Origin of the sequence: Hydrogenophaga sp. OTU3427 (genome assembly GCF_038440225.1) — a bacterium.
GTDB lineage: Bacteria > Pseudomonadota > Gammaproteobacteria > Burkholderiales > Burkholderiaceae_C > Hydrogenophaga.
In genome coordinates this window covers 43,383-65,650 of the sequence record NZ_JASATI010000016.1, presented here as the reverse complement: position 1 = coordinate 65,650, position 22,268 = coordinate 43,383, and the positions used below count along the sequence as shown (strand labels likewise).

The following is a 22,268-nucleotide window of genomic DNA, read 5'->3' as shown; positions in this document are numbered from 1 at the left end:
CATGGGGTCAGGGTTGCAGGCGCAAGCGCAATTCGGCCGTGGGCAGCGGGTGCGCGCGGCGCGCTGCGATCTGGCCCTCGGCGTGGCCGCTGAGGTCGGCCTGCCAGCCATCGGCCACCAGCGCCTGGCCGCGCAGCCATCCAAACAGGGCGGGCAGGGGCAGGGCGGCGCCCGTCAGGGCCTGGGTGAGCTCGTCCATGCTGGCGTAGCGTTCGGTGGCGTTGCCGTGGCGCAGTTCGGCGCCCGCGGCCGACCAGCGGGCTTCGGCCAGGGTGCTGCCCAGAGGGGACAACAAGGTGAGTTCACCGCTGCGGGCGTCGCCGCGCAGCTCGAAGCCGGCGCTCAGCGACTGGGCCGGCGTGCTGTCCACCCGCAGGGCGAGGCGGCCGGACCAGAAGTGCTCGGCCGGCATCGACGGCGGGCTGCTGGCGCAGCCGGCCAGCGATACCACCAGCACCAGGGCGCGCCACCACACGGACCACGTCGTCACGGCTGGACCTGGAAGCGCTTCATGGTCTCGAGCAGCACCTCGTTGTCGTTGCTCAGCAGCAGGCCTTCGCGCCAGATGGCGATGGCCTTGTCGCGCTCGCCGTGGACCCACAACACTTCGCCCAGGTGGGCGGCGATTTCCACGTCCGGGCGCTTGGCGTAGGCCGCCTGCAACAGGCGCAGCGCTTCGGCGCGGTTGCCCAGGCGGAACTCCACCCAGGCCAGACTGTCCTGGATGTAGGCGTCGTCGGGCGAATGCTTGAGCGCCTGTTCGATCAGCGCCTTGGCCTCGGGCAGGCGTTCGTTGCGGTCGGCCAGCGCATAGCCCAGCGCGTTGTAGGCCTGGGCCGAGTCGGGCTGCTTGTCGATCAGGCCGCGCAGCAGCCGTTCCATCTCATCGAAACGGCCAGCCCGTTCGGCCATCATGGCTTGCTCGTACACCAGATCGAGGTCGTCCGGAAAACGTTCGATGGCGCGGCTGTAAACCTCGAAGGCCTCGGCGTACCTTTTGAGATCACGCAGCAGCTGGGCCTCGGCCACCAGCTTGGTGCGGGCGTCGGACGGCAGGCGCTCGGGTGTGGCGCGCAGCAGGGCACGCGCCTGGTCGACCTGCCCCTGGCGGGCCAGGATGGAGGCGCGGCGCATTTGCGCGGCGACCACTTCCTGCGGGTTCTCGATGCGGTCCAGCCAGGCGTTGGCGCCGGTGTAATCCTGGGCTTTTTCGGCCAGCTGGGCCAGCAGCAAAAAGGCCTGGGTGCGGCCTCGGGCGGTGACGTCGCTGTCGTTGCCCTCGGTCTTTTGCAGGTAGCGTTCCAGGGCCGCACGGGCGGGTGTGTCTCGGTTGGCCCGGGCGTGGGTGGTGCCCAGCAGCAGCCACGCTTCGGCGGGCGCATCGGCCAGGGCCACCACCTCCTCCACCTGGCGCAGCGCCTCGCCAGGGCGTTGCAGTTCGAGCAGCACGCGGGCATAGGCCAGTTGCACGGGCGTGTCGCCGTTGCGTGCCACCGCCAGGTAGCGCTGGACCAGGGTTTCCGCGCTGCCACGGCCGGGGCCATCTTCCATCAGCTCCAGCGCCAGCACGGCAGAGTGGCGCGAACGCACCGAAGCGGCCTGTGCGCGTTGGGCGGCGGTCAGCGCCTCGGCCGTGCGGCCGGCGGCCAGTTCCATGCGGCCGACCGTGGCCCAGGCGGCAGCGGCGTTCGGGCCGCCCGCCAGTTCTTCCTTGAGCGCTTCGCGCACCGCGCCGGCGGCCCGGCCCCTGTCGGCGGTGCGGCCGAAGGTTTGGGGGATGCTGAGGATGAGCTCGTCGCGTTTGTCGGCGCTGCCCAGGGCCACCAGCTTTTTCAGGACCGGTGGCGTGTCGGCCACCCGGTTCAGGGCCAGCAGGATCTGCAGCTTGAAGCGCAACGGCTCACTGCTGCGGTCGAAGGCCAGCGCCCAGGCGTCGGCGGCGGTCAGAGCGGCATCGCCGGAGCGTGCCTGCAGCGCGATGTCCACCGCGCGCCGGTAGAGCTGCGCGCTCTGGGTGCGCCGCGCCGCGTCCAGGAACAGGGAGTAGCCCGCCCCCGGGTCGTCGCCGCGCACATTGAGTTCGCCCAGCAGCAGCTGATAGAAGAGTTCGCCATCCAGGGCCGACGTTTCCGGCGCCGCTGTGTCGGCCGCTGCCATCTCGGCCGACGGCGCTGTTTGTGCATGTCCCGACGTGGCCAGGACGGTGACCGAGGCCGCCAGACACAGCGGCCACGTCCAGCGGTGGTGGCGGATGGTTGGGGTTCTGGAGCGGGCGGCGGACTTCATCTGGGTCATGATAATGGAAGGGTCATGCCCCTTGCGCCCGTGGTGGCCGTGGCCCCCCAACCGTCCCAACCCTTGCCTGAACCATGCCCGAGTTGCCCGAAGTTGAAGTCACGCGGCAGAGTTTTGCCGACCGCATCGCCGGCGCGCGTGTGACGGGCCTGCGCCTCGGCCTGCCGCTGCGCTGGTCCCTGGGCTGCGAGGGCGCCCGCCTGGCCGGGCAGACGGTGCTGGGCGTGCGCCGGCGTGGCAAATACCTGCTCATGGACCTGAGCGAGGGCCTGCTGCTGTGGCACCTGGGCATGTCAGGCAGCCTGCGCTTCGACACCACCTTGCCAGCGCCCGGCAAACACGACCATGTGGACCTGCTGACCGATCGCGGCGTGCTGCGCCTGCACGACCCGCGCCGATTTGGCGCCGTGGTGTTCGCCCTCGACGAAGACGATCCGGTGGCGGTGAAGCTGCTGGGCGGCCTGGGGGTGGAGCCCCTGGGCCTGGGCTTCGACCCGCAGGCTTTCCACGCGGCGTTGCGGAAGCGGCGCGCGCCGATCAAGCAGGTGTTGCTGGCGGGCGACGTGGTGGTGGGCGTCGGCAACATCTACGCGTCCGAGGCGCTGTTTGCCGCCGGCATACGACCCACCCGGCGGGCGCACCTGCTCACGCGGCCGCAGGCCCAGCGCCTGCATGCGGCGGTGCGCGATGTGCTGGCGCGCGCGCTGGCGCTGGGGGGCAGCACGCTCAAGGACTTCAAGAACGCCCACGGCGAAAGTGGCTACTTTCAGATGGACGCCATGGTCTACGACCGCGCGGGTCTGCCCTGCCGGGTCTGTGGCACGCCCATCAAGACACTGCGCCAGGGACAGCGTTCGACCTTCTACTGCCCACAGTGCCAAAAACCGTGATGCGGCCTCGGGACGCGGTGCTATATTGACCCGCTCCTTCCACGTCTTTGTTCGCCCAGCCCACACGCCATGGACTTCAATCAGGAATTTGACCAGCACGGGGCCTGGCGCCGCCAGTTCGCGCAGCGCCTGAAGGGGCTCAACGAATGGCTGGCCGAACACGAGCTGGTGGACGCCGGTGTGTCGGCGCGGCTCGACCAGCTGCAGTCGCAGGTCAAGGCCGACAAGGTCATGGTCGCTTTTGTCGCCGAGTTCTCGCGTGGCAAGTCCGAACTCATCAATGCGGTGTTTTTTGCCGGCTACGGGCGGCGCATCATGCCGGCCAGCGCCGGGCGCACCACCATGTGCCCGACCGAGTTGGGCTTTGACGCCGACATCGCGCCCTGCCTGCGCCTGCTGCCCATCGAGACCCGGTTGCAGCCCCAGTCGCTGATGGAGTGGCGCGGCGCGCCCGAGAAGTGGGAGCGCATCGATCTCGACGTGAACGACCCGGCTCAGTTGGCCCAGGCCATCGAAAAAGTGGCCGAGGTGGTGCACGTCGACCAGGCGCAGGCGCGTGCGCTGGGCTTTTGGCACGACGAAGCCCCCGAGGACAACCCGCTGGTGGGCGCGGACGGTTTGGTCGAGGTGCCGCGCTGGCGCCATGCGCTGATCAACATGGCCCACCCCCTGCTCAAGCAAGGCCTGGTGATCCTGGACACGCCCGGCCTCAACGCCATCGGTGCCGAACCCGAGTTGACGGTCAGCCTGCTGCCGCAGGCGCACGCGGTGGTCTTCATCCTGGCGGCCGATGCCGGCGTGAGCAAGTCCGACCTGACCATCTGGCGCGAGCACCTCGCGCCCGCGGCCGAGCGCATCGATTCGCGTCTGGTGGTGCTCAACAAGATCGACACGCTGTGGGACGACCTCAGCACGCCCGAATACATCGAGTCGCAGATCCAGCGCCAGCGTGCCACCTCGGCCCGTGTGCTGGGGCTGGCCGAGGACCAGGTGATCGCCGTGTCGGCGCAAAAAGGCTTGCTGGCCAAGGTGCAGCAAGACCCGGTGCGCCTGGCCGCCAGCCGCCTGCCCGATCTTGAACACGCCTTGGGCGAAGGCCTGCTGGGCCGGCGCAGGCGCATCCTGCAGGGCGTGGTGGCCGATGGTTTGCATGAACTGCAGAACGAAACCGGGCGCATGCTGCACGCGCGCGAGCGCGATTTGGTGGAGCAGATGCAGGAGCTCGAAGGCCTGCGCGGCAAGAACGCCACCGTGATCCGCCAGATGCGCCTGCGCATCGAGCAGGAGCAGGCGGAGTTCGACAGCAGCGGCGCGCGCATCCAGGCGGTGCGCTCGGTGCACCTCAAGTTGTTGCGCGAACTGTTTGGCCTGCTGAGCACCACCACCCTCAAGGCCGAGGTCACGCAGCTGGCCGAGGCGCTCAAGAAGCCGGGCATCAAGTTCGGTGTCAAGAAGACCTACGGCGACTGTTTTGACCGCCTGCGCGACGTCGTGTCGCGGGCGCAGGCCATGGGCAACGACATCCACGCCATGCTGGTCAACAGCTTCAAGAGCCTGAACGCGGAATTCGGTTTTTCGCTCCAGCCCCCGGCCGCGCCCGACCTCCAGCGCTTCCGCGAAGACCTGGCCCTGATCGAGCGCAACCACCTGCAGTACCTGGGCCTGAGCAACACGCTCAAGCTGGCCCAGCCCGAGTTCGCCGAACGCCTGGCGCGCGCGTTGATGTCGCGTCTCAAAGGCGTGTTCGACACCGCCCTGGCTGAGGTCGAGACCTGGAACAAGGGCTCGGCGGCCCAGCTGGATGGCCAGCTGCGCGAACGCCGCCGCAACTTCACGCGCCGCATGGAGGCCGTGACCCGCATCCAGACCGCGGCCAGCGGGCTGGACGACCGCATCCGCGAGCTGGAGCAAATGCAGGTCGAGCTGGACGCCACCCAGGCCCGCCTGCGCGGCTGGTGCGAGGAACTGCTGGCCGACGCCGGGCCCGATGCGGCCGATGGCGATGTGGCCGCCCCTGCCCCCGCCGTGGACGCCACGCCGGTGTTGCCGGCCTGATGGCCGCCGACCCCGCCCACCCGCCCGTGGCACACGGGCCAGGGCCGCACGGGCCGGACGGCCTGTTCCACCGCCTGGTGGCCTGGCAGCGCAGCCATGGCCGCAGCCACCTGCCCTGGCAGCACACCCGCGACCCCTACCGCGTGTGGCTGTCCGAAATCATGCTGCAGCAGACCCAGGTGAGCACGGTGCTGGGCTACTACGAACGTTTCCTGGCCCGCTTTCCCACCGTGGCCGATCTCGCGGCGGCGCCGTCCGACGACGTGATGGCGCTGTGGAGCGGCCTGGGCTACTACAGCCGCGCGCGCAACCTGCACGCCTGTGCGCAGCAGGTGGTCGCGCGCTTCGCTGGCGTGTTTCCCACCACTTCGGTCGAATTGCAGACCTTGCCGGGTATCGGTCCGTCCACGGCGGCGGCGATCGCGGCCTTCTGTTTCGGCGAGCGCATCTCCATCATGGACGGCAACGTCAAGCGCGTGCTGTCGCGGGCGCTGGGTTTTGAGGGTGATCTGGCGCAGGCCGGCAACGAACGGGCGCTGTCGGCGCTGGCGCAGGCGCTGGTGCCCCCCGATGCTGACCACGCCGCCATGGCGTCCTACACCCAGGGCCTGATGGACCTCGGCGCCAGCCTGTGTGCCCGCAGCAAGCCGCAGTGCCTGCTGTGCCCGCTGTCCAGCGATTGCCGCGGCCTGTCCACTGGCGCACCCGACGCCTACCCGGTGAAGACACGCAAGCTGCTGCGCCGTCACGAGACCTGGTGGCTGCTGGCCCTGCGCCGCCCCGACGGCGCGGTCTGGTTGGAGCGGCGGCCGCCGCGTGGCATCTGGGCCGGCCTGTACTGCACGCCGGTGTTTGGCGACGAGGCCGCGTTGCTGGGCGCGCTGGTGTCATGGGGTCTGGATGGCGCCGCCGTGCAATGGTTGCCGGCGCGCAAGCACAGCCTCACCCACCGCGAACTGAGCCTGCGGCCGGCCGTGCTGCCGGTGAACGTATCGGCGGGGCCGGCGTCCGATGGCCGCTGGGCCACCCCCGGTGAATGGCAGGCGCTGGGCCTGCCGGCGCCGGTGCGGCTGTGGCTCGACGGAGCCTGATCAGTCCAGCTCGCGGTGCCGGGTGCGCACCGTCCAGTGTGGCCCGAACTCGGCCGCCAGCGTTTCCACCATGTAGACGGAGCGGTGCTGGCCGCCGGTGCAGCCCACCGCCACGGTGACGTAGCTGCGGTGGTCCTGCCGCATGGCGGGCAGCCAGCGCTGCAGGAAGCCGGCGATGTGTTCGCGCATCGCCAGTACTTCCGGGTGTCCACGCAGGAAGTCGGCCACCGGCGCGTCGCGGCCGGTCAGCGGGCGCAGCTCCGCTTCGTAGTGTGGGTTGGGCAACATGCGCACGTCGAACACGAAGTCGGCGTCCATGGGAATGCCGCGTTTGAAGGCAAAGGATTCAAACACCAGGGTGAGCTGCGAGGGAGGCGCCTGGATCAGGCCCTTGACCTGGCTGCGCAGGGTGGAGGCCTTCAGCAGGCTGGTGTCCAGCACCAGGGCCTGGTCGCGCAGGTCGCCCAGCAGCTCGCGTTCGAGTTCGATGGCGTCGATCAGGGCGCGCTGCTGGTCGGCGGCGTCGGCCAGCGACAGCGGGTGCATGCGCCGCGTTTCCGAGAAGCGCCGCACCAGGGTGTCGGTGGTGGCGTCGAGGAACAGGGTGGTGAGTTGCACGTCGGTGCCGCGCAGCTGGCGCAGGCGCGCTGGCAGGCCGGGCAGCGAGGCGGCGCTGCGCACGTCCATGGCCACGGCCACCCGTTCGGCGCGGTGGCCGTGTTCCAGCGCCACAAAGGATTCGAGCAGCTCGGGGGGCAGGTTGTCCACGCAGTAGAAGCCGGCGTCCTCCAGCGCGTGCAGCGCCACCGATTTGCCGGAGCCGGACATGCCGGTGATGAGCACGAGCTGCATGGGCATGGTGTTCGCTTCAGACACCCGCGGCCGCTTCGAGCATTTCGCGCGCGTGGGCCAGCGAGGCGCCGGAGGTGGCGCTGCCGCCCAGCATGCGGGCCAGTTCCTGCACGCGTTCGGCGGCGTCCAGCGCCTGCACCTGGCTCAGCGCGCCCAGGGCGCCGCTGTGTTTGGCCACGCGCAGGTGCTGGTCGGCGCAGGCCGCCACCTGGGGCAGGTGGGTCACGGCCAGCACCTGGCGGTCGCGGCCCAGGCGCTGCATGAGCTGGCCCACGGTCTGCGCCACGGCCCCGCCCACGCCCGAATCCACCTCGTCGAAGATCAGGGTGGGTGCTTCCCCCAACTGGCTGGTGGTGACCGAGATGGCCAGCGCGATGCGCGAGAGCTCGCCGCCCGAGGCCACCTTGCCCACCGGACGCGGCGTGCTGCCGGCGTGACCGGCCACCAGGAACTCGACCTGCTCCAGGCCGTGCGCCTGCGGTTCGTCCAGTGGGGCCAGACGAACCTCGAAGCGGCCGCCTTGCATGCCCAGGCCTTGCATGGCCAGGGTGATGCCTTCGGACAGTCGGGCCGCGCCCTGCTGCCGCAGCTTGGACAGGCGCTTGGCCTCCTTCATGAAGGCGGCTTCGCGCGCGGTGGCTTCTTTCTGCAGGCCGTCCAGGTCGCTGGCGCGGTCGATCTCGGCCAGCTGCGTTCTCCAGTCGGCCAGGCGCTGGGGCAGTTCCTCGGGCGTGCAGCGGTAGCGCCGCGCCAGCGACATCCAGTTGGTCAGGCGCTCGTCGAGTGCCTGCAGCGCCGCCGGGTCGAGTTCGGTGTCGCGGCCGTAGTGCTGCAGCGTGTGCACGCTGTCCTGCAACTGGGCCTGGGCATCCTCCAGGGCCTTGAGCACTTCGGTGAACCGGGGCTCGATGCCCACCTGCGATTCGAGCAGGGCCGTGGCGCGCGCCAGCAGCGACAGGGCGCTGGTGTCGTCGTTGTCCAGCGCGGCCAGCGCGCCTTGGGCGGCGCTGATGAGGTCTTGTGCGTGGGCCAGGCGGCCGTGCTGGGTGTTGAGCTCGTCCCACTCGTCGGCTCCCGGGGCGAGCTTGGCCACCTCGCCGATCTGCCAGCTCAGGCGTTCGCTTTCCTGCTGGCGCGTGGCCTGCTGGGTGCGTGCGGTGTCCAGTGCCTTCAGCGCCCCGCGCCAGTCGGCCCACAGGCCGGGCAGGGCGTGGGTGGCGATGCCGGCGTACGCGTCCAGCAACTGGCGCACCGCGTCGGGGCGGGTCAGGCTTTGCCAGGCGTGCTGGCCGTGGATGTCGACCAAGCCGTCGGCCAGGGCCTTGAGCTGCCCGGCCGTGGCCGCGCCGCCGTTGATCCAGGCCTTGCTGCGGCCCTGGGTGTCCACGGTGCGGCGCAGCAGCAGGCTGTCTTCGGCGTCGAAGCCGTTGTCGGCCAGCCAGGTGGCCACCGGTGGCGTCAGGTCGAACTCGGCCGAGACCTCGCAGCGGGCCGCGCCCTCGCGCACCACGGCGCTGTCGGCACGCGCGCCCAGCACCAGCTGCAGGGCGTCGATCAGGATGGATTTGCCGGCGCCGGTCTCGCCGGTCAGCACGGTGAAGCCGGCGTGCAGGTCCAGTTCCAGGCGCTGGACGATGACGAAGTCGGACAGAACAATGCGTTGCAGTGCCATGGATTGCTCAGAGAGGACAAACGGGGAAACCTGGGGCGCTCGCGGCCACCCACCCGACGCAGCCGGCGCCCGAGCGGCGCTTCAGGCCACGCCTTCGTTCCAGTGCAACTTCTTGCGCAGGGTGTCGAAGTAGCTCCAGCCGGTCGGGTGCAGCAGCCGCAACTGGTGTGGCGAGCGCTTGACGATGATACGGTCGCCGTGCATCAGTTCGGTGAAAGTCTGCATGTCGAAATTGGCGCTGGCGTCCTTGCCGGACACCAGCTCGACGCTGATTTCGCCGTCGGAGGGCAGGACGATGGGCCGGTTTGATAGGGTGTGGGGCGCGATCGGTGCCATCACCCAGCCGGCGATGGCCGGGTGCAGCAGCGGTCCGCCGGCCGACAGGGCGTAGGCGGTGGAGCCGGTGGGCGAGGCGATGATCAGGCCGTCGGCGCGCTGGTTGGCCACGAAACGGCCGTCCACCGCCACACGCAGCTCGATCATGCTGGCGGCGGGGCCGCGGTTGACCACCACGTCGTTGAGCGCCGTGGCCTGGAACACGCAGCGCCCATCGCGCCACACGTTGGCCTCGATCAGGGCGCGCCGGTCCTCGTCGAAGACACCGCGCAGCATCGGGCGGAGCTTGTCGGGATAGTCGCCGTAGGCCACATCGGTGATGAAGCCCAGCCGGCCCTGGTTGATGCCCACCAGCGGCACGCCGTGGCGGGCGAGCTGGCGGGCGATGCCCAGCATGGTGCCGTCGCCACCCACCACCAGCGCCAGGTCGCAGCGGGCGCCGATGTCGTCCACGTCGAGCGCGCCGTACTGCATCAGGCCGGTGTTGTGGGCGGTGTCGCGCTCCATCGCGACATCGCAGCCCTCACCGTGCAGGAAGTGGGCAATGCCATCGAGCGCGTCGCGGGAGCCCAGCGCCTGGTACTTGCCGACGATGGCCACGTGCCGGAAGCGCAGCGGGGCGTTGGGGCTGCTGTGCACGGAGCGCGGCGGGGTGGGCGATGTCATGTTTAAATTACAACACAGCTCCACAGATTGAAAGCATGCTAGACGACCGCTCCAAGTTGTTGCTCAAGGCCTTGGTTGAGCGCTACATCGCTGACGGACAGCCGGTCGGCTCGCGCACGCTCGCCAAGGCCACCGGCCTGGACCTGTCGCCCGCGACCATCCGCAACGTCATGAGCGACCTGGAGGAACTGGGCCTGATCGCCAGCCCGCACACCTCGGCCGGGCGCATTCCCACCGCGCGCGGCTACCGGCTGTTCGTGGACACCATGCTCACCGTCAACCGCGACCAGCTGGCCGCCCAGGACGGCATGGCGGGCGCCAGCCTGCAGGCCGACCAGCCGCACAAGGTCATCAACCACGCGGCCCAGTTGCTGTCCAACATGTCGCAGTTCGTCGGCGTGGTGATGTCGCCGCGGCGCAGCTCGGTGTTTCGCCATATCGAATTCCTCAGTTTGTCCGAGCACCGGGTGCTGGTCATCATCGTCTCGCCCGATGGCGAGGTGCAGAACCGCGTCATCCACACCCAGACGGTCTACAGCCAGTCGCAGTTGCAGGAGGCGGCCAACTTCCTCAATGCCCACTACGCCGGCCTGACCATGGAGACGGTGCGCGAGCGCCTGCGCACCGAGGTCGATGCCCTTCGCACCGAAATCGCGCAACTGATGGTGACCGCGGTGGAGGACGATCCCAGCAGTGACCAGGCGGCCGACGAGGTGGTGATTGCCGGCGAGCGCAACCTGCTGTCGGTGAACGAGTTCTCCAGCGACATGGGCAACTTGCGCCGCCTGTTCGACCTGTTCGAGCAAAAGGCCCAGCTCATGCGCCTGCTGGACGTGTCCACCCAGGCCGAGGGCGTGCGCATCTTCATTGGCGGCGAAAGCCAGGTCGTGCCCTACCAGGACCTGTCGGTGGTGACTGCGCCCTACGAGGTGGACGGCCAGGTGGTCGGCACCCTGGGCGTGATCGGACCCCAGCGCATGGCGTATGATCGGATGATCCAGATTGTCGACATCACCGCCAAGCTGGTCAGCAATGCACTGAGCCACAACAAGTGAGCGCCAGCAGCCTCTTGGGCTGCGCTTACAATCCCGCGCTGGTCGGGCCGTTAGCTCAGTTGGTTAGAGCAGAGGACTCATAATCCTTTGGTCGTTGGTTCAAGTCCAACACGGCCTACCAGTATCATTGCGAACTTACCGAATTTTTCCCCGATAGCTCAGTCGGTAGAGCGCCGGACTGTTAATCCGTAGGTCCCTGGTTCGAGCCCAGGTCGGGGAGCCAGATACGCCAAAGCCCTGCACGAAAGTGTGGGGCTTTTCCGTTGCCGCCGCCGCGTGGCAACGGCACCCGTATGAGGCGGCCGAGGTGATAATTCCGCCACAGGTGGGCATCGCCGCAACAGGATTGCGCGGCTCAACCCGCCGTGTCGAACCGGGTGACCCGCCGTGCTGCGCTTCTTTCTTATTTTTCTGTTCGTGCTGGCCGTGCTGTTCGGCGTCGAGATGCTGAACCCGGTGCAGCAGGCGCTGGTGCACCCGTGGACCAGCCTGCTCGCGCGCATGAGCGCCTTTGTGATGACATGGTTCGATGGCGACGTGATCAGCCACGGCCGGATCCTGCAAAGCAAGTCCACGGGTTTTGGCGTGTCCATCGAGGCCGGCTGCAACGGCGTCGAGGCGGCGCTGATCCTGATGGCCGGCATCATCGCCTTTCCGTCGGGCTGGGCGATCAAGCTCACCGGCATGGCCGTGGGCATCGTGGCCATCCAGGTGGCCAACCTGCTGCGGGTCATCAGCCTTTTCTACCTGGGGCAGTGGAGCATGCAGGCCTTCGAATTTGCCCATCTCTACCTCTGGCAGGCCCTGATCATGCTCGACGTGCTGGTGGTCTGGCTGTTGTGGATGCGCGCTGTCGCGCGCCGCTCGGAGATGCAGCTTGCCGCTCAGGGCCTGTGAACATCATTTTTCCAAGATGCGTTGCGAGTCAAAAAGGCCGTGCGCAAGGCGTGAAACGCAGACGGGCCGGTGGCCCGGCGAGGCTTCGCAACGCGGCGCACGGCCTTTTTGGCCGCAACCCGAGGGAATGGGGTGAAAACAGCGCCACTCGTTGTTGCACTCCTAGGCCAGACGCCCAGTCTGGCCGTCGTCGCGCGCCCAGATGGACGCTGTTTTCACCCCATTCGCACTGGGAACAATGATGTTCACAGGCCCTAGCCGCTTGGCCCGCTTTCTGCTCCTGAGCATCGCCTGGCTGCTGGTGCTCATGTGGCCGTGGTACCAGTTGTCTGCCTACCTGTCGGCGCCAGTCATTGCACTGGCGGGACAGGTCATGCAGACCCTGTTTGGCTGGGTGGCGGGGGTGGAGCGCCAGGGGACGGTGGGGGTGCTGCTCACGCATCTGAATGTGCTGGTGCCCCAAGGGGGTCGCCTGGTGGTGGCGCAGCTGGCGCCCGAGGTGAACTACCGCACCTTCGGCTACGGCGTGGTGCTGCTGTGGGCCCTGCTGCTGGCGTCCCGCCCGCGGCGCTGGCCGCTCAAGCTGCTGCTGGGCGCGGTGGCGTTGATGCCCTTGCAATCCATCAGCCTGTGTTTCCAATGGCTCAAGGATGCCTTGCTCGCCAGCGGTCCGCAGGTGCTGGTGCAGACCGGTCTGCCGCGCTGGTCGCTGGAGGTGGTGGCCTACGGCTACCAGTTCGGTTTCCTGATGCTGACGCCGTTGGCGCCGGTGTTGTTGTGGCTGTTGCTCGACCGCTCTTTTGTCCAGCGCTTGTGGCTGGAGATGACGCTGGCCGGACGTCTGGAGCGGACGCCGGAATCCTGACCGTGGGGCGGTCACAAGTCTTGTCTTTGTTTGACAATGTGGGCCAGCTTTGCGCCACCTCAACGAGATCACGACATGGAAACCACCTATACCCTGCTGCGGCGCTTTGAGCAACTGATTGCCGTGGGCGCGGCGCTGTCCAGCGAGCGCAACATCGACCGCTTGCTGGAGAACATCCTGCTGGCGGCCAAGGCGATCACGCGGGCCGAGGGCGGCACGCTCTACCAACTGACCGAAGATCAGCAGCACCTGCATTTCGAGATCGTGCACAACGACCGGCTGGGAATTGCCCTGGGTGGGGTGGGCGGGCAGGCCATCTCGGGCAAATTCCACGACCTGCCGCTGCGCGCCGCCGATGGCTCGCCCAACCACAGCCTGGTGGCGGCCTACGCGGCCAACACCGGCCAGACGGTGAACGTGCCCGACGCCTACACGACCGCCGGTTTCGATTTTTCGGGCACGCGCAAATTCGACGAAAGCACCGGCTACCGCTCCAAGTCCTTTCTCACGGTGCCGATGAAAAACCACGAAGGCGACCTGATCGGGGTGCTGCAGCTGCTCAATGCCATCGACCCCGACTCCGGTGAGGTGGAGGCGTTCACCGCGGCCGACCAACGCCTGGCCGAGTCGCTGGCCTCCCAGGCCGCCATCGCGCTGACCAACCGGCAGTTGCTGCAGCAGCTCGAATCGCTGTTCGAGTCCTTCATCGGCCTCATCAACGCCGCCATTGACGAAAAATCGCCCTACACCGGTGGCCATTGCCAGCGCGTGCCCGAGCTCACCATGATGCTGGCCCAGGCCGTGAACGCGACCGAGGACGGGCCGTTGCGCGACGTGCGCATGACCGACAAGGATTTCCACGAGTTGCGCATCGCCGCGCTGCTGCACGACTGCGGCAAGGTCACGACGCCGGTGCACGTGGTCGACAAGGCCACCAAGCTGCAGACCATCCACGACCGCATCCACGACGTCGACGTGCGCTTCGAACTGGTCAAGCGCGAGGCCGAACTGCGGCATTGGCGCGCGGTGGCCAGCAGCCAGTCTGCCGCCGGTGGCGATGCCGATCTGGCCGCCTTTCTGGAGCGCTGCGACGCCGACCGCGAATTCCTGCGCCGCACCAACATCGGCGGCGAACGCATGAGCGACGATGACGTGGCGCGCGTGCGCCACATCGCCCGCGCCTATGTGTGGCAAGGCCCGGATGGCCAGCCACGGCCCCTGCTCAGCGACGACGAGGTGGACAACCTGAGCGTGCGTGCCGGCACGCTGACCGGGCCCGAGCGCGAGGTGATCAACCAACACATCTCCACCACCATACGCATGCTGGAGCAACTGCCCTGGCCCAAGCACCTGACGCGGGTGCCCGAGTACGCGGGTGGCCACCACGAACGCATGGATGGGCGCGGTTACCCCAAGGGACTCAAACGCGAAGAGATGAGCTGGCAGGCGCGCATGATGGGCATTGCCGATATCTTCGAGGCCCTGACCGCCAGCGACCGCCCCTACAAGAAGGCCATGCCTTTGTCGCAGGCGCTGGCCATCATGCGCAACTTCAAGGAAGGCGGGCACATCGATCCGGACCTCTTTGATGTGTTCGTCGACAAGCAGGTCTACCGCAGCTACGCGCAGGCTTTCCTGGGGCCCGAGCAGATCGACTGCTGAACGGGCGCGGGTCTCAGTCCTGCTTCTTGTCGCCGTCGGGAATCACAGCGTCGGCCACGGCGCCCACGGCCTTGGCGGTGATCTTGACGCCCGTCGCCACCACCGTGACGGCCGCATCGGCCACGGCCACCACCGCGCAGCCCTGCAGCAGCCACGCACAGGCCAGCAGCAGCGTGACAACTTGGAAGGGGCGGGCAGCGTGGCGTCTCATCGTGAGTGCACTGTAACGCGCCGGCTTGCCCCTCGTCACCCACATGTCTGCAAGAATTTTGAAGCGTTTGTGGCAAGGTGAAAAGAAGGGCCAAAAAACAGTGTTATACTTATTGCTTCAGCGGCTGTAGCTCAGTTGGATAGAGTACTTGGCTACGAACCAAGGGGTCGTGGGTTCGAATCCTGCCAGCCGCACCAAAAACGAAAAAGGTCTGCAACGCAAGTTGCAGGCCTTTTTTCTTGGGGCCGGATGGTGATTGTCCATCAGCGGGAGCGAAGGCATGAGCAAGGCGTTCACACGCGAGTCCGACGGGGACGATGACGAAGACGGCGGCGCCATGCCGGCCGTGCCCGCAGGCACCAAGAACTACATCACCCGCGAAGGCTACGACCGCCTCCGGGCCGAGTTGTTTGGGCTCATCGACGAAGAGCGTCCCCGCATCGTCGAGGTGGTGCACTGGGCGGCCAGCAACGGGGACCGCTCGGAAAACGGCGACTACCTGTATGGCAAGAAGCGGCTGCGCGAAATCGATCGCCGCATCCGTTTCCTGACCAAGCGGCTGGAGATCGCCGAAGTCGTGGAGCCCAGCGTGCACCACGGACGGGATCAGGTCTTTTTCGGCGCCACTGTGACCTATTGCGATGAGTCGGGCCACGAGACCACCATCACCATCCGTGGCATCGACGAGGCCGACAACACACAAGGGCAGGTGAGCTGGGTGTCACCCGTGGCCCAGGCCCTGCTGAAGGCGCGTGAAGGTGACGAGGTGAGGTTGATGACGCCCACCGGCTGGCGTCAGATCGAGGTGCTGCGGGTCAGCTACCCCACGCCCGCCAACGGCTGATGACGGGCGCGTTCAGGCGCCCCGTGGCCGCAGGCGCTGCGCCTTCACCACCGAAGGCGTGCGCTTGAGGCTGCGTAGCACTTCGGCCAGGTGCACGCGGTCGCGAACGGTGATGGCAAATTTCAGGTCGGTGGCGGTCTGCGCCGGCTCCATGCCCATGTCCACGTGGGTGATGTCGGCCTCGGCCGCGGCCAGGGCGGCCGCCACGCGGGCCAGCACGCCCTTGCCGTTGGTCACGGTCACCAGCACCGCCGACTCGAAAGCGCGCACCGGTTCGTCGGCCCACTCCACTTCCAGGAAGCGCTCGCGATCGCGGTCGAGCAGGCGCCGGCCAATGGGGCAGTCGTCGATGTGCACCACCAGACCTTCACCACGCCCCAGGTAGCCCACGATACGGTCGCCAGGGATGGGGTGGCAACAGGTGGCGAACTGCACCGACAGGCCTTCGCTGCCGTCCAGTGTGACCACGCCCTGGGTCACGGTTTCCTGGCCGCTGGCGTAGCGCTCGGTGCTGATCAGCAGCAGGTCGGGCTTGACGCCGGTTTCGGCCAGCAGCATGCCCAGCTTCTTGCCCACCATGCTGGCGATGCGCCGTCCCATGCCGATGTCGGCCAGCAATTCGTCGCGCCCGCGGTTGCCGGTGAAGCGCAGCAGCTTGTCCCAGATCGCCTTGTGCTCCGCCGAGTCGCCCGGCAGTTCTGCAAAGCCCTCGGCACGCAAGGCCTGGGTCAACATGCGCTGGCCCAGTGCGCGCGATTCGTCGTGGGCGACGGTCTTGAGGTAGTGCCGGATCTTGCTGCGCGCCCGCCCGGTCTTGACGAAGCTCAGCCAGGCCGGGTTGGGCTGGGCGTGGGGCGAGGTCACGACCTCGACCACGTCGCCGTTGTTGAGTTCGCTGCGCAGCGGCATCTGCTCGCCATTGATCTTGGCGGCGATGGCGCGGTGGCCGACGTCGCTGTGGATGGCGTAGGCGAAGTCCATCACGGTCGCGCCACGCGGCATGGCCATGATCTTGCTCTTGGGCGTGAACACGTAGACCGCGTCGGGGAAGAGGTCGATCTTGACGTGGTCCCAGAACTCGGCCGCGTCGTGGGTTTCCTGCTGGATGTCCAGCAGCGACTGCAGCCACTGCGTGCCCAGGCGCTGGCTGGTGTCGCTGCCCGGTTCGCTGGCCTTGTAAAGCCAGTGGGCGGCCACGCCCGACTCGGCGACCACGTCCATGGCGTGGGTGCGGAGCTGGAACTCGATGTTGGTGCCGAAGGGGCCGATCAGCGTGGTGTGCAGCGACTGGTAGCCGTTGACCTTGGGGATGGCGATGTAGTCGCGGAACTTCCCCGGCAGGGGCTTGTAGAGCTGGTGCAGCACGCCCATGGCGGTGTAGCAGTCGGTCAGCTCGGGCAGGACGATGCGAAAGCCATAGATGTCGGTCACCTGCGAGAAGGACAGGTGCTTGTTGTCCATCTTGCGGTAGACCGAGTACAGGGTCTTCTCGCGTCCCATGATGCGCACGTGCACACCGTGTTTCTCGAACGCCGCCTCCACCTCGTGACGCACCCGCGAGATCAGGTCCTTGCGGCGTCCGCGCGCCTTGCTCAGGGCCTTGCTCAGCACCTCGTAGCGCCAGGGGTGCAGGAAGCGGAAGGCCAGGTCCTGCAGTTCCCGGTAGGTGTGGTTCAGACCCAGGCGGTGGGCGATGGGGGCGTAGATCTCGATCGTTTCGCTGGAGATGCGGCCCCACTTGGCCTTGGGCATGTCGCCCATGGTGCGCATGTTGTGGGTGCGGTCGGCCAGCTTGATCAGGATGACGCGCACGTCCCGCGCCATCGCCAGCAGCATCTTGCGGAAGGACTCCGCCTGGTTTTGCTCCCGGGTGTCGAACTCCAGCTTGTCCAGCTTGGTCAGGCCGTCCACCAGCTCGGCCACCGGCGCGCCGAAACGCTCCACCATCTCCTGCTTGGTGATGCCGCAGTCCTCCAGCACATCGTGCATGAGCGCGGCCATCAGGGCCTGGGCGTCCAGCTTCCACTCGGTGCACATTGCGGCCACGGCGATCGGGTGGGTGATGTAGGGGTCGCCGTTCTTGCGCATCTGACCCAGGTGGGCGGCGTCGGCAAAGCGGTAGGCCTGGCGCACCATTTCCACCTCGGCGGCGCTGAGGTAGTCCATGCGCGCCACCAGTCCGGCGAAGCTGGCCGCCGCCGCGCTCTGGGCGGGCGTGGAGCTGGCGCTTTCAACGGGAAATGCGGTGGCGGCCGTGGGACTCATACCCGTACTTTATCCGCTGAGCGCGCGGCCCGCCGCGCGGGGAGGCCTTGACCTCGCCGCGCAAACAAAAAAAGCACCACGAAGGTGCTTTTTGGGGACGGTGTGCGCGCGATCAGATGGGAACTTTTTTGAGCATTTCCAGGCCGATCTTGCCGTCGGCAATCTCGCGCAGGGCGGTCACGCCAGGCTTGTTCTTGCTTTCGATCTTGGGCGCGTGGCCCTGGCTCAGCATGCGGGCCCGGTAGGTGGCGGCCAGCACGAGCTGGAAGCGGTTGGGGATTTTTTCCAGGCAGTCTTCGACGGTGATGCGGGCCATGGTGTTCTCCTGGGGCAAAAAACTAGAGGATGTTGAGAGCGCGGAAGGTGTCTGCGCGGGCCCGTTGCTGCGCAGCGAACTTCAGGCGCTGGGCGTGGGCGATGGCTTTCAGATCGAAGAGCGCGCGGTCAAATGAATCGTTGATTATAACGAAATCGAATTCCCGCACCTGGGCCACCTCCTCTGCGGCGTTGCGCAGGCGCAGCTCGATGGTGTCGGGGGAGTCCTCGGCGCGGCGCTGCAGGCGCGAACGCAGCTCGGCCCAGCTCGGCGGCAGGATGAAGATCAGCACCGCATTGGCGAACATCTTCTTGATCTGCAGCGCGCCCTGGTAGTCGATTTCCAGGACCACATCCATGCCCTGGCCGATCATGGCCTCGATGCCAGCGCGCGAGGTGCCGTAGCGGTTGTTGTGCACGTGCGCCCACTCCACGAACGCGCCTTCGGCGACCATGCGGTCGAAGGTGGCGTTGTCCACGAAGTGGTATTCGCGGCCGTCCACCTCCTGCCCTCGGGGCGCGCGCGTGGTGTGCGAAATGGACGGCGCGATGTGGGAGTCGAGCTCCATCAGCGCCTTCACCAGGCTGGATTTGCCGGTGCCGCTGGGGGCCGCCACCACGTAGAGGTTGCCTGGGTATTCCATGGTGTTCACTCGATGTTTTGGACCTGCTCGCGCATCTGCTCGATCAGCACCTTCATGTCGACCGAGATGCGGGTCAGCTCCAGGCTGGACGATTTGGAGCCCAGGGTGTTGGCTTCGCGGTGCAGTTCCTGGATCAGGAAGTCCAGGCGTTTGCCCAGGTCCTTGCCGTGCTGCAGCAGGCGCTCGATTTCATCCAGGTGCGAGGCCAGGCGCGTGAGCTCCTCCGCGACGTCGATGCGGATGGCGAAGGCGGTGGCCTCGGTCAGCGCGCGGTCGCGTGCCATGTCGGCCGGTGGCGCGCCGTCGGCGCTGCCCAGGGCATCGTTCCAGCGCTCCAGGAAACGCTGGCGCTGCTGCTCCACCAGCTGGGGCACCAGCGGCTGGGCCTGCTGGGCCAGGGCACGCAGCTGAATGACACGTTCGATCAGGCTGCTGGCCAGGCGGGCGCCCTCGCGCTCGCGCGAGGCGATGAAGGCGTCCAGTGCGGCGTCCATGCGCTCCACCAGTGCGTCCGACAGGCCAGCGGTGGACATGGGTTGGCGGGTCTTGGTCTGCAGCACCTCGGCCACCGTCAGCGGGGCGGCGTCGGGCAGCCAGGCGCGGATGCTGTCCTGCAGCGCCAGCAGGCGTTGCAGGTCGGCGGAGGTCGGGGCCTGCAGGCCGGCGTCGGACCGGCCCTCGATCCAACCGCGCAATTCGACCTTGCCGCGTTTGATGCGGGACATGATCTTGTCGCGCAGGGCCGGTTCGGCCGAGCGCAGCTCATCGGAAAGCTTGAAGCTGAGGTCCAGGAAGCGGCTGTTGACCGATCGGATTTCAAGCGCAACGCCGGGCGAACCGGCCGCTTGCGCGGTGCCGCCGGCCTCGCTTTTCGAGGGGCCGCCGTGCACCGTGGCATAGCCGGTCATGCTGTAAACTGGCATTGGATTTTCCGTTGGGCCCCGCAGGCCGGAGGCCGCTGGCGGGCGTGCGCTGCAAAAGTCCGCATTATGTCAAAGACCAAACCCGCTCCGCTGCCGCCCGATACCCTCATAGGGGGTTACCGCGTGATCCGCAAGCTGGCGGCGGGTGGCTTTGGCATTGTCTACCTGGCCATCGACGCCGGTGGCCAGAAGGTGGCGCTCAAGGAATACCTGCCGGCCTCGCTGGCCTCGCGCGATCCCGGGCACCTGCTGCCCACGGTGCCGGCCGACAAGCTGTCGCTCTACCGCCTGGGCCTCAAGAGCTTTTTCGAGGAAGGCCGGGCGCTGGCCCAGATCTCCCACCCCTCGGTGGTGAGCGTGCTCAACTTCTTCCGAGAGAACGAAACCGTCTACATGGTGATGAACTACCTGGAGGGCGCCTCCCTGCAGGACTTCATCGTCACCGCGCGCGAGCTCAAGCGCCCCAAGGTGTTCCGCGAATCCACCATCCGCTCACTGTTCGACGAGGTGTTGCGGGGTCTGCGCATCGTGCACCAGCACAAGATGCTGCACCTGGACATCAAGCCGGCCAACGTCTTCATCACCGAGGACAACAAGGCGGTGCTGATCGATTTTGGCGCCGCGCGCGAGGTTCTCAACAAGGAGGGCCAGTTCGTGCGGCCCATGTACACGCCCGGCTTCGCCGCGCCCGAGATGTACAAGCGCAACGCCCAGCTCGGACCCTGGACCGACATCTATGCCGTCGGCGCCTGCATCTACGCCAGCATGCAGGGCTACCCGCCCAACGATGCCCCGCAGCGGCTGGAAAAGGACCGCCTGGCCCTGGCCATGGGGCGGCTGAGGGGTGTGTATTCCGACAACCTGATCGAGGTCGTGCAATGGTGCATGGCGCTCGATCCCCTGGCCCGGCCGCAGTCGGTGTTTTCGCTGCAGAAGGAACTGGGCCGCGAAATCGAGCGCAGCTACTCCAAGCCCAGCGTCGCCGACAAGGTGCGCCAGCAGTTCGAAAACCTGATCTCGCCCGACGGCAAGAAAGGGCGTCCGGCCTCGGACGTCACCCACCTGTGAGCACCATGAAGTTTGCCGTCCACCAGCTCAGCCGCCAGGGCGGTCGCGAGAAGAACGAAGACCGCATGGGCTACAGCTACACCCGCGAGGCGGTGCTGCTCGCGCTGGCCGATGGCATGGGCGGGCATCCGCAGGGCGAGGTGGCGGCGCAACTGGCGATCCAGGCGGTGTCCGACCTGTTCCAGCAGCAGGCCCAGCCCGCCCTGGGCAAGGTGGCCGGCTTCCTGAGCGAGGCCCTGATGGCCGCCCACCAGGCCATCGTCAACCACGGCAACGAACACGCCATGCTGGACAACCCCCGCACGACACTGGTGGCGGCGGTGATCCAGAACGGCTACCTGCAGTGGATTCACTCGGGCGATTCGCGCATCTACCTGGTGCGCGGCGGGCAGTTGCTGCAGCGCAGCCGCGACCATTCCTACGCCGAGAAACACATCATGATCCGGGGCCAGGCCGACCCCATGAACCGCAACATCCTGTTCACCTGCCTGGGATCGCCGGTGGCGCCGCTGTTCGACGTCTCAGACCCGGTCTTCCTGCACGAGGGCGACCGCGTCCTGCTGTGCTCCGACGGCCTGTGGTCCGAGCTCAGCGACGAACACATCGCCGAGCAGCTGAGCCAGGGGCAGGTGCGCGAGGCGGTGCCGGTGCTGGTGGACGAGGCGCTCAAGCGCGGCGGCGCCCACTGCGACAACGTCACCGTGCTGGCGCTGGACTGGGAGACGCCGGGCGACTTCGAGCCCACCCACGTGATCAGCACAGACGGCGTCAGCGATGGCGTCTTCGCCTCGACCATACAGGCCGGTACCATCGACCCCTCGCTCGACGACTTCGACGACGCGGCCATCGAGCGTTCGATCGCCGAGATCAACGAAGCCATACGCCGCTCAGCGGCACGAAAAGGTCCTTCCAAATGAGTTCCACTTCCCCTGCGACCCTGGCCCGTTCCTTCGGCCGGGCCGCCGACCAACTGCGCCCGGTGCGCATCACCCGCGGCTTCACCAAACACGCCGAAGGTTCGGTGCTGATCGAGTTCGGCGACACCCGCGTCCTGTGCACCGCTTCCGTGGAGGACAAGGTGCCGCCGCACAAACGCGGCAGCGGCGAGGGCTGGGTCACGGCCGAGTACGGCATGCTGCCGCGTGCCACCCACACCCGCAGCGACCGCGAAGCCGCCAAGGGCAAGCAGAGCGGGCGCACGCAGGAAATCCAGCGGCTGATCGGCCGCTCGCTGCGCGCCGTGTTCGACCTCAAGAAACTGGGCGAACGCACCATCGCACTCGACTGCGACGTGCTGCAGGCCGACGGCGGCACCCGCACCGCCAGCATCACCGGCGCCTTTGTCGCCGCGCAGGACGCAGTCAACACGCTGTTGGCTTCGGGCAAGCTGAGCGAGTCGCCCATCATCCACCCGGTGGCCGCCGTATCGGTGGGCATCGTGCAGGGTGTGCCGGTGCTGGACCTCGACTACCCCGAGGACTCGGCCTGTGACACCGACATGAACGTGGTGATGACCGGCGTCGGCCACTACGTGGAAGTGCAGGGCACGGCCGAGGGTGTCGCCTTCAGCCGCGACGAGATGAACCAACTGCTGGCCCTGGCCGAAAAGGGTATAGGCGAGCTGGTTGAACTGCAGACCGCCGCCTTCAAATGAGCGTGGGC

Annotated in this window: 21 protein-coding genes and 3 tRNA genes; 14 read left to right on the top strand and 10 right to left on the bottom strand. The window is 67.5% G+C overall.

Annotated elements, in window-relative coordinates:
* Positions 1-7: 7 nt before the first annotated feature.
* On the bottom strand, positions 8-490 hold the full coding sequence (locus tag AAHB17_RS11565; RefSeq protein WP_342130727.1) for a lipoprotein insertase outer membrane protein LolB: 483 nt from the start codon (positions 488-490) through the stop codon (positions 8-10).
* Positions 487-2,286: a tetratricopeptide repeat protein gene (locus AAHB17_RS11560; RefSeq protein WP_342130726.1), complete on the bottom strand. Its 1,800-nt coding sequence runs from the start codon at positions 2,284-2,286 to the stop codon at positions 487-489. Before AAHB17_RS11560 ends, AAHB17_RS11565 begins: the two co-directional genes overlap by 4 nt.
* Before the next feature lie 83 nt (positions 2,287-2,369).
* On the opposite strand from AAHB17_RS11560, the gene mutM reads away from it, so the two are divergent.
* The 3 genes from mutM (at position 2,370) to mutY (ending at position 6,331) form a co-directional block, all read left to right on the top strand.
* Positions 2,370-3,185 carry a bifunctional DNA-formamidopyrimidine glycosylase/DNA-(apurinic or apyrimidinic site) lyase gene (mutM, locus tag AAHB17_RS11555; protein WP_342130725.1) on the top strand — a complete coding sequence of 272 codons (816 nt, stop codon included), beginning with the start codon at positions 2,370-2,372 and terminating at the stop codon, positions 3,183-3,185.
* Positions 3,186-3,254: 69 nt separating this feature from the next.
* Positions 3,255-5,240 carry a dynamin family protein gene (locus AAHB17_RS11550; RefSeq protein WP_342130724.1) on the top strand — a complete coding sequence of 662 codons (1,986 nt, stop codon included), beginning with the start codon at positions 3,255-3,257 and terminating at the stop codon, positions 5,238-5,240.
* Positions 5,240-6,331 (top strand): A/G-specific adenine glycosylase, encoded by a 1,092-nt coding sequence (gene mutY, locus AAHB17_RS11545; protein ID WP_342130722.1) that lies wholly within the window; start codon positions 5,240-5,242, stop codon positions 6,329-6,331. The genes AAHB17_RS11550 and mutY overlap by 1 nt, the downstream gene beginning before the upstream one ends.
* On the opposite strand, the gene rapZ is transcribed toward mutY, so the two are convergent.
* The 3 genes from rapZ to AAHB17_RS11530 form a co-directional block, all read right to left on the bottom strand.
* A complete protein-coding gene (gene rapZ, locus AAHB17_RS11540; protein ID WP_342130721.1) occupies positions 6,332-7,189 on the bottom strand; it encodes an RNase adapter RapZ in 858 nt (285 codons plus the stop codon). It abuts the gene before it with no gap.
* A 10-nt stretch (positions 7,190-7,199) separates the two neighbouring features.
* Positions 7,200-8,855, bottom strand: coding sequence for a DNA repair protein RecN (gene recN / locus AAHB17_RS11535; RefSeq protein ID WP_342130720.1), 1,656 nt, complete (start codon positions 8,853-8,855; stop codon positions 7,200-7,202).
* An 81-nt stretch (positions 8,856-8,936) separates the two neighbouring features.
* The gene (locus AAHB17_RS11530) at positions 8,937-9,857 is read right to left on the bottom strand and encodes an NAD kinase (RefSeq protein WP_342130719.1); all 921 of its coding nucleotides are present in this window, start codon (positions 9,855-9,857) and stop codon (positions 8,937-8,939) included.
* Positions 9,858-9,892: 35 nt separating this feature from the next.
* Between AAHB17_RS11530 and hrcA the strand changes: the two genes are divergently transcribed.
* The 6 genes from hrcA to AAHB17_RS11500 all read left to right on the top strand — a co-directional run bounded on the left by hrcA (position 9,893) and on the right by AAHB17_RS11500 (position 14,336).
* Positions 9,893-10,912 (top strand): heat-inducible transcriptional repressor HrcA, encoded by a 1,020-nt coding sequence (gene hrcA, locus AAHB17_RS11525; RefSeq protein ID WP_342130718.1) that lies wholly within the window; start codon positions 9,893-9,895, stop codon positions 10,910-10,912.
* A gap of 44 nt (positions 10,913-10,956) precedes the next feature.
* Positions 10,957-11,033 (top strand) — tRNA-Ile (locus AAHB17_RS11520).
* 26 nt (positions 11,034-11,059) lie between these two features.
* Positions 11,060-11,135: transfer RNA gene (locus AAHB17_RS11515), tRNA-Asn, on the top strand.
* Between the two features lie 164 nt (positions 11,136-11,299).
* Positions 11,300-11,809 carry an exosortase H gene (gene xrtH, locus AAHB17_RS11510; RefSeq protein ID WP_342130717.1) on the top strand — a complete coding sequence of 170 codons (510 nt, stop codon included), beginning with the start codon at positions 11,300-11,302 and terminating at the stop codon, positions 11,807-11,809.
* 241 nt (positions 11,810-12,050) lie between these two features.
* Positions 12,051-12,674: an exosortase H-associated membrane protein gene (locus AAHB17_RS11505; protein WP_342130716.1), complete on the top strand. Its 624-nt coding sequence runs from the start codon at positions 12,051-12,053 to the stop codon at positions 12,672-12,674.
* 75 nt (positions 12,675-12,749) lie between these two features.
* Positions 12,750-14,336: an HD domain-containing phosphohydrolase gene (locus AAHB17_RS11500; RefSeq protein WP_342130715.1), complete on the top strand. Its 1,587-nt coding sequence runs from the start codon at positions 12,750-12,752 to the stop codon at positions 14,334-14,336.
* Between the two features lie 13 nt (positions 14,337-14,349).
* On the opposite strand, the gene AAHB17_RS11495 is transcribed toward AAHB17_RS11500, so the two are convergent.
* Complete coding sequence (locus tag AAHB17_RS11495; protein WP_342130714.1) at positions 14,350-14,547, bottom strand: NF038104 family lipoprotein; 198 nt, start codon at positions 14,545-14,547, stop codon at positions 14,350-14,352.
* A 120-nt stretch (positions 14,548-14,667) separates the two neighbouring features.
* On the opposite strand from AAHB17_RS11495, the gene AAHB17_RS11490 reads away from it, so the two are divergent.
* Positions 14,668-14,744, top strand: a tRNA-Arg gene (locus tag AAHB17_RS11490).
* A gap of 83 nt (positions 14,745-14,827) precedes the next feature.
* Positions 14,828-15,391 carry a transcription elongation factor GreB gene (gene greB / locus AAHB17_RS11485; RefSeq protein ID WP_342130713.1) on the top strand — a complete coding sequence of 188 codons (564 nt, stop codon included), beginning with the start codon at positions 14,828-14,830 and terminating at the stop codon, positions 15,389-15,391.
* 12 nt (positions 15,392-15,403) lie between these two features.
* Here the strand turns inward: greB and AAHB17_RS11480 are convergent, their stop codons facing one another.
* The 4 genes from AAHB17_RS11480 to AAHB17_RS11465 all read right to left on the bottom strand — a co-directional run bounded on the left by AAHB17_RS11480 (position 15,404) and on the right by AAHB17_RS11465 (position 19,538).
* Complete coding sequence (locus AAHB17_RS11480; protein WP_342130712.1) at positions 15,404-17,656, bottom strand: RelA/SpoT family protein; 2,253 nt, start codon at positions 17,654-17,656, stop codon at positions 15,404-15,406.
* A 112-nt stretch (positions 17,657-17,768) separates the two neighbouring features.
* Positions 17,769-17,972 (bottom strand): DNA-directed RNA polymerase subunit omega, encoded by a 204-nt coding sequence (rpoZ, locus tag AAHB17_RS11475; RefSeq protein WP_342130711.1) that lies wholly within the window; start codon positions 17,970-17,972, stop codon positions 17,769-17,771.
* 22 nt (positions 17,973-17,994) lie between these two features.
* The gene (gmk, locus tag AAHB17_RS11470; RefSeq protein ID WP_342130710.1) at positions 17,995-18,615 is read right to left on the bottom strand and encodes a guanylate kinase; all 621 of its coding nucleotides are present in this window, start codon (positions 18,613-18,615) and stop codon (positions 17,995-17,997) included.
* 5 nt (positions 18,616-18,620) lie between these two features.
* The gene (locus tag AAHB17_RS11465; protein ID WP_342130709.1) at positions 18,621-19,538 is read right to left on the bottom strand and encodes a YicC/YloC family endoribonuclease; all 918 of its coding nucleotides are present in this window, start codon (positions 19,536-19,538) and stop codon (positions 18,621-18,623) included.
* Positions 19,539-19,604: 66 nt separating this feature from the next.
* On the opposite strand from AAHB17_RS11465, the gene AAHB17_RS11460 reads away from it, so the two are divergent.
* Genes AAHB17_RS11460 through rph form a run of 3 tightly spaced genes read left to right on the top strand, consistent with a single transcriptional unit; the run spans position 19,605 to position 22,260 of the window.
* On the top strand, positions 19,605-20,606 hold the full coding sequence (locus tag AAHB17_RS11460) for a serine/threonine protein kinase (protein ID WP_342130708.1): 1,002 nt from the start codon (positions 19,605-19,607) through the stop codon (positions 20,604-20,606).
* Positions 20,607-20,611: 5 nt separating this feature from the next.
* On the top strand, positions 20,612-21,523 hold the full coding sequence (locus AAHB17_RS11455; protein WP_342130707.1) for a PP2C family protein-serine/threonine phosphatase: 912 nt from the start codon (positions 20,612-20,614) through the stop codon (positions 21,521-21,523).
* The gene (gene rph, locus AAHB17_RS11450) at positions 21,520-22,260 is read left to right on the top strand and encodes a ribonuclease PH (RefSeq protein WP_342130706.1); all 741 of its coding nucleotides are present in this window, start codon (positions 21,520-21,522) and stop codon (positions 22,258-22,260) included. The genes AAHB17_RS11455 and rph overlap by 4 nt, the downstream gene beginning before the upstream one ends.
* Positions 22,261-22,268: the final 8 nt, after the last annotated feature.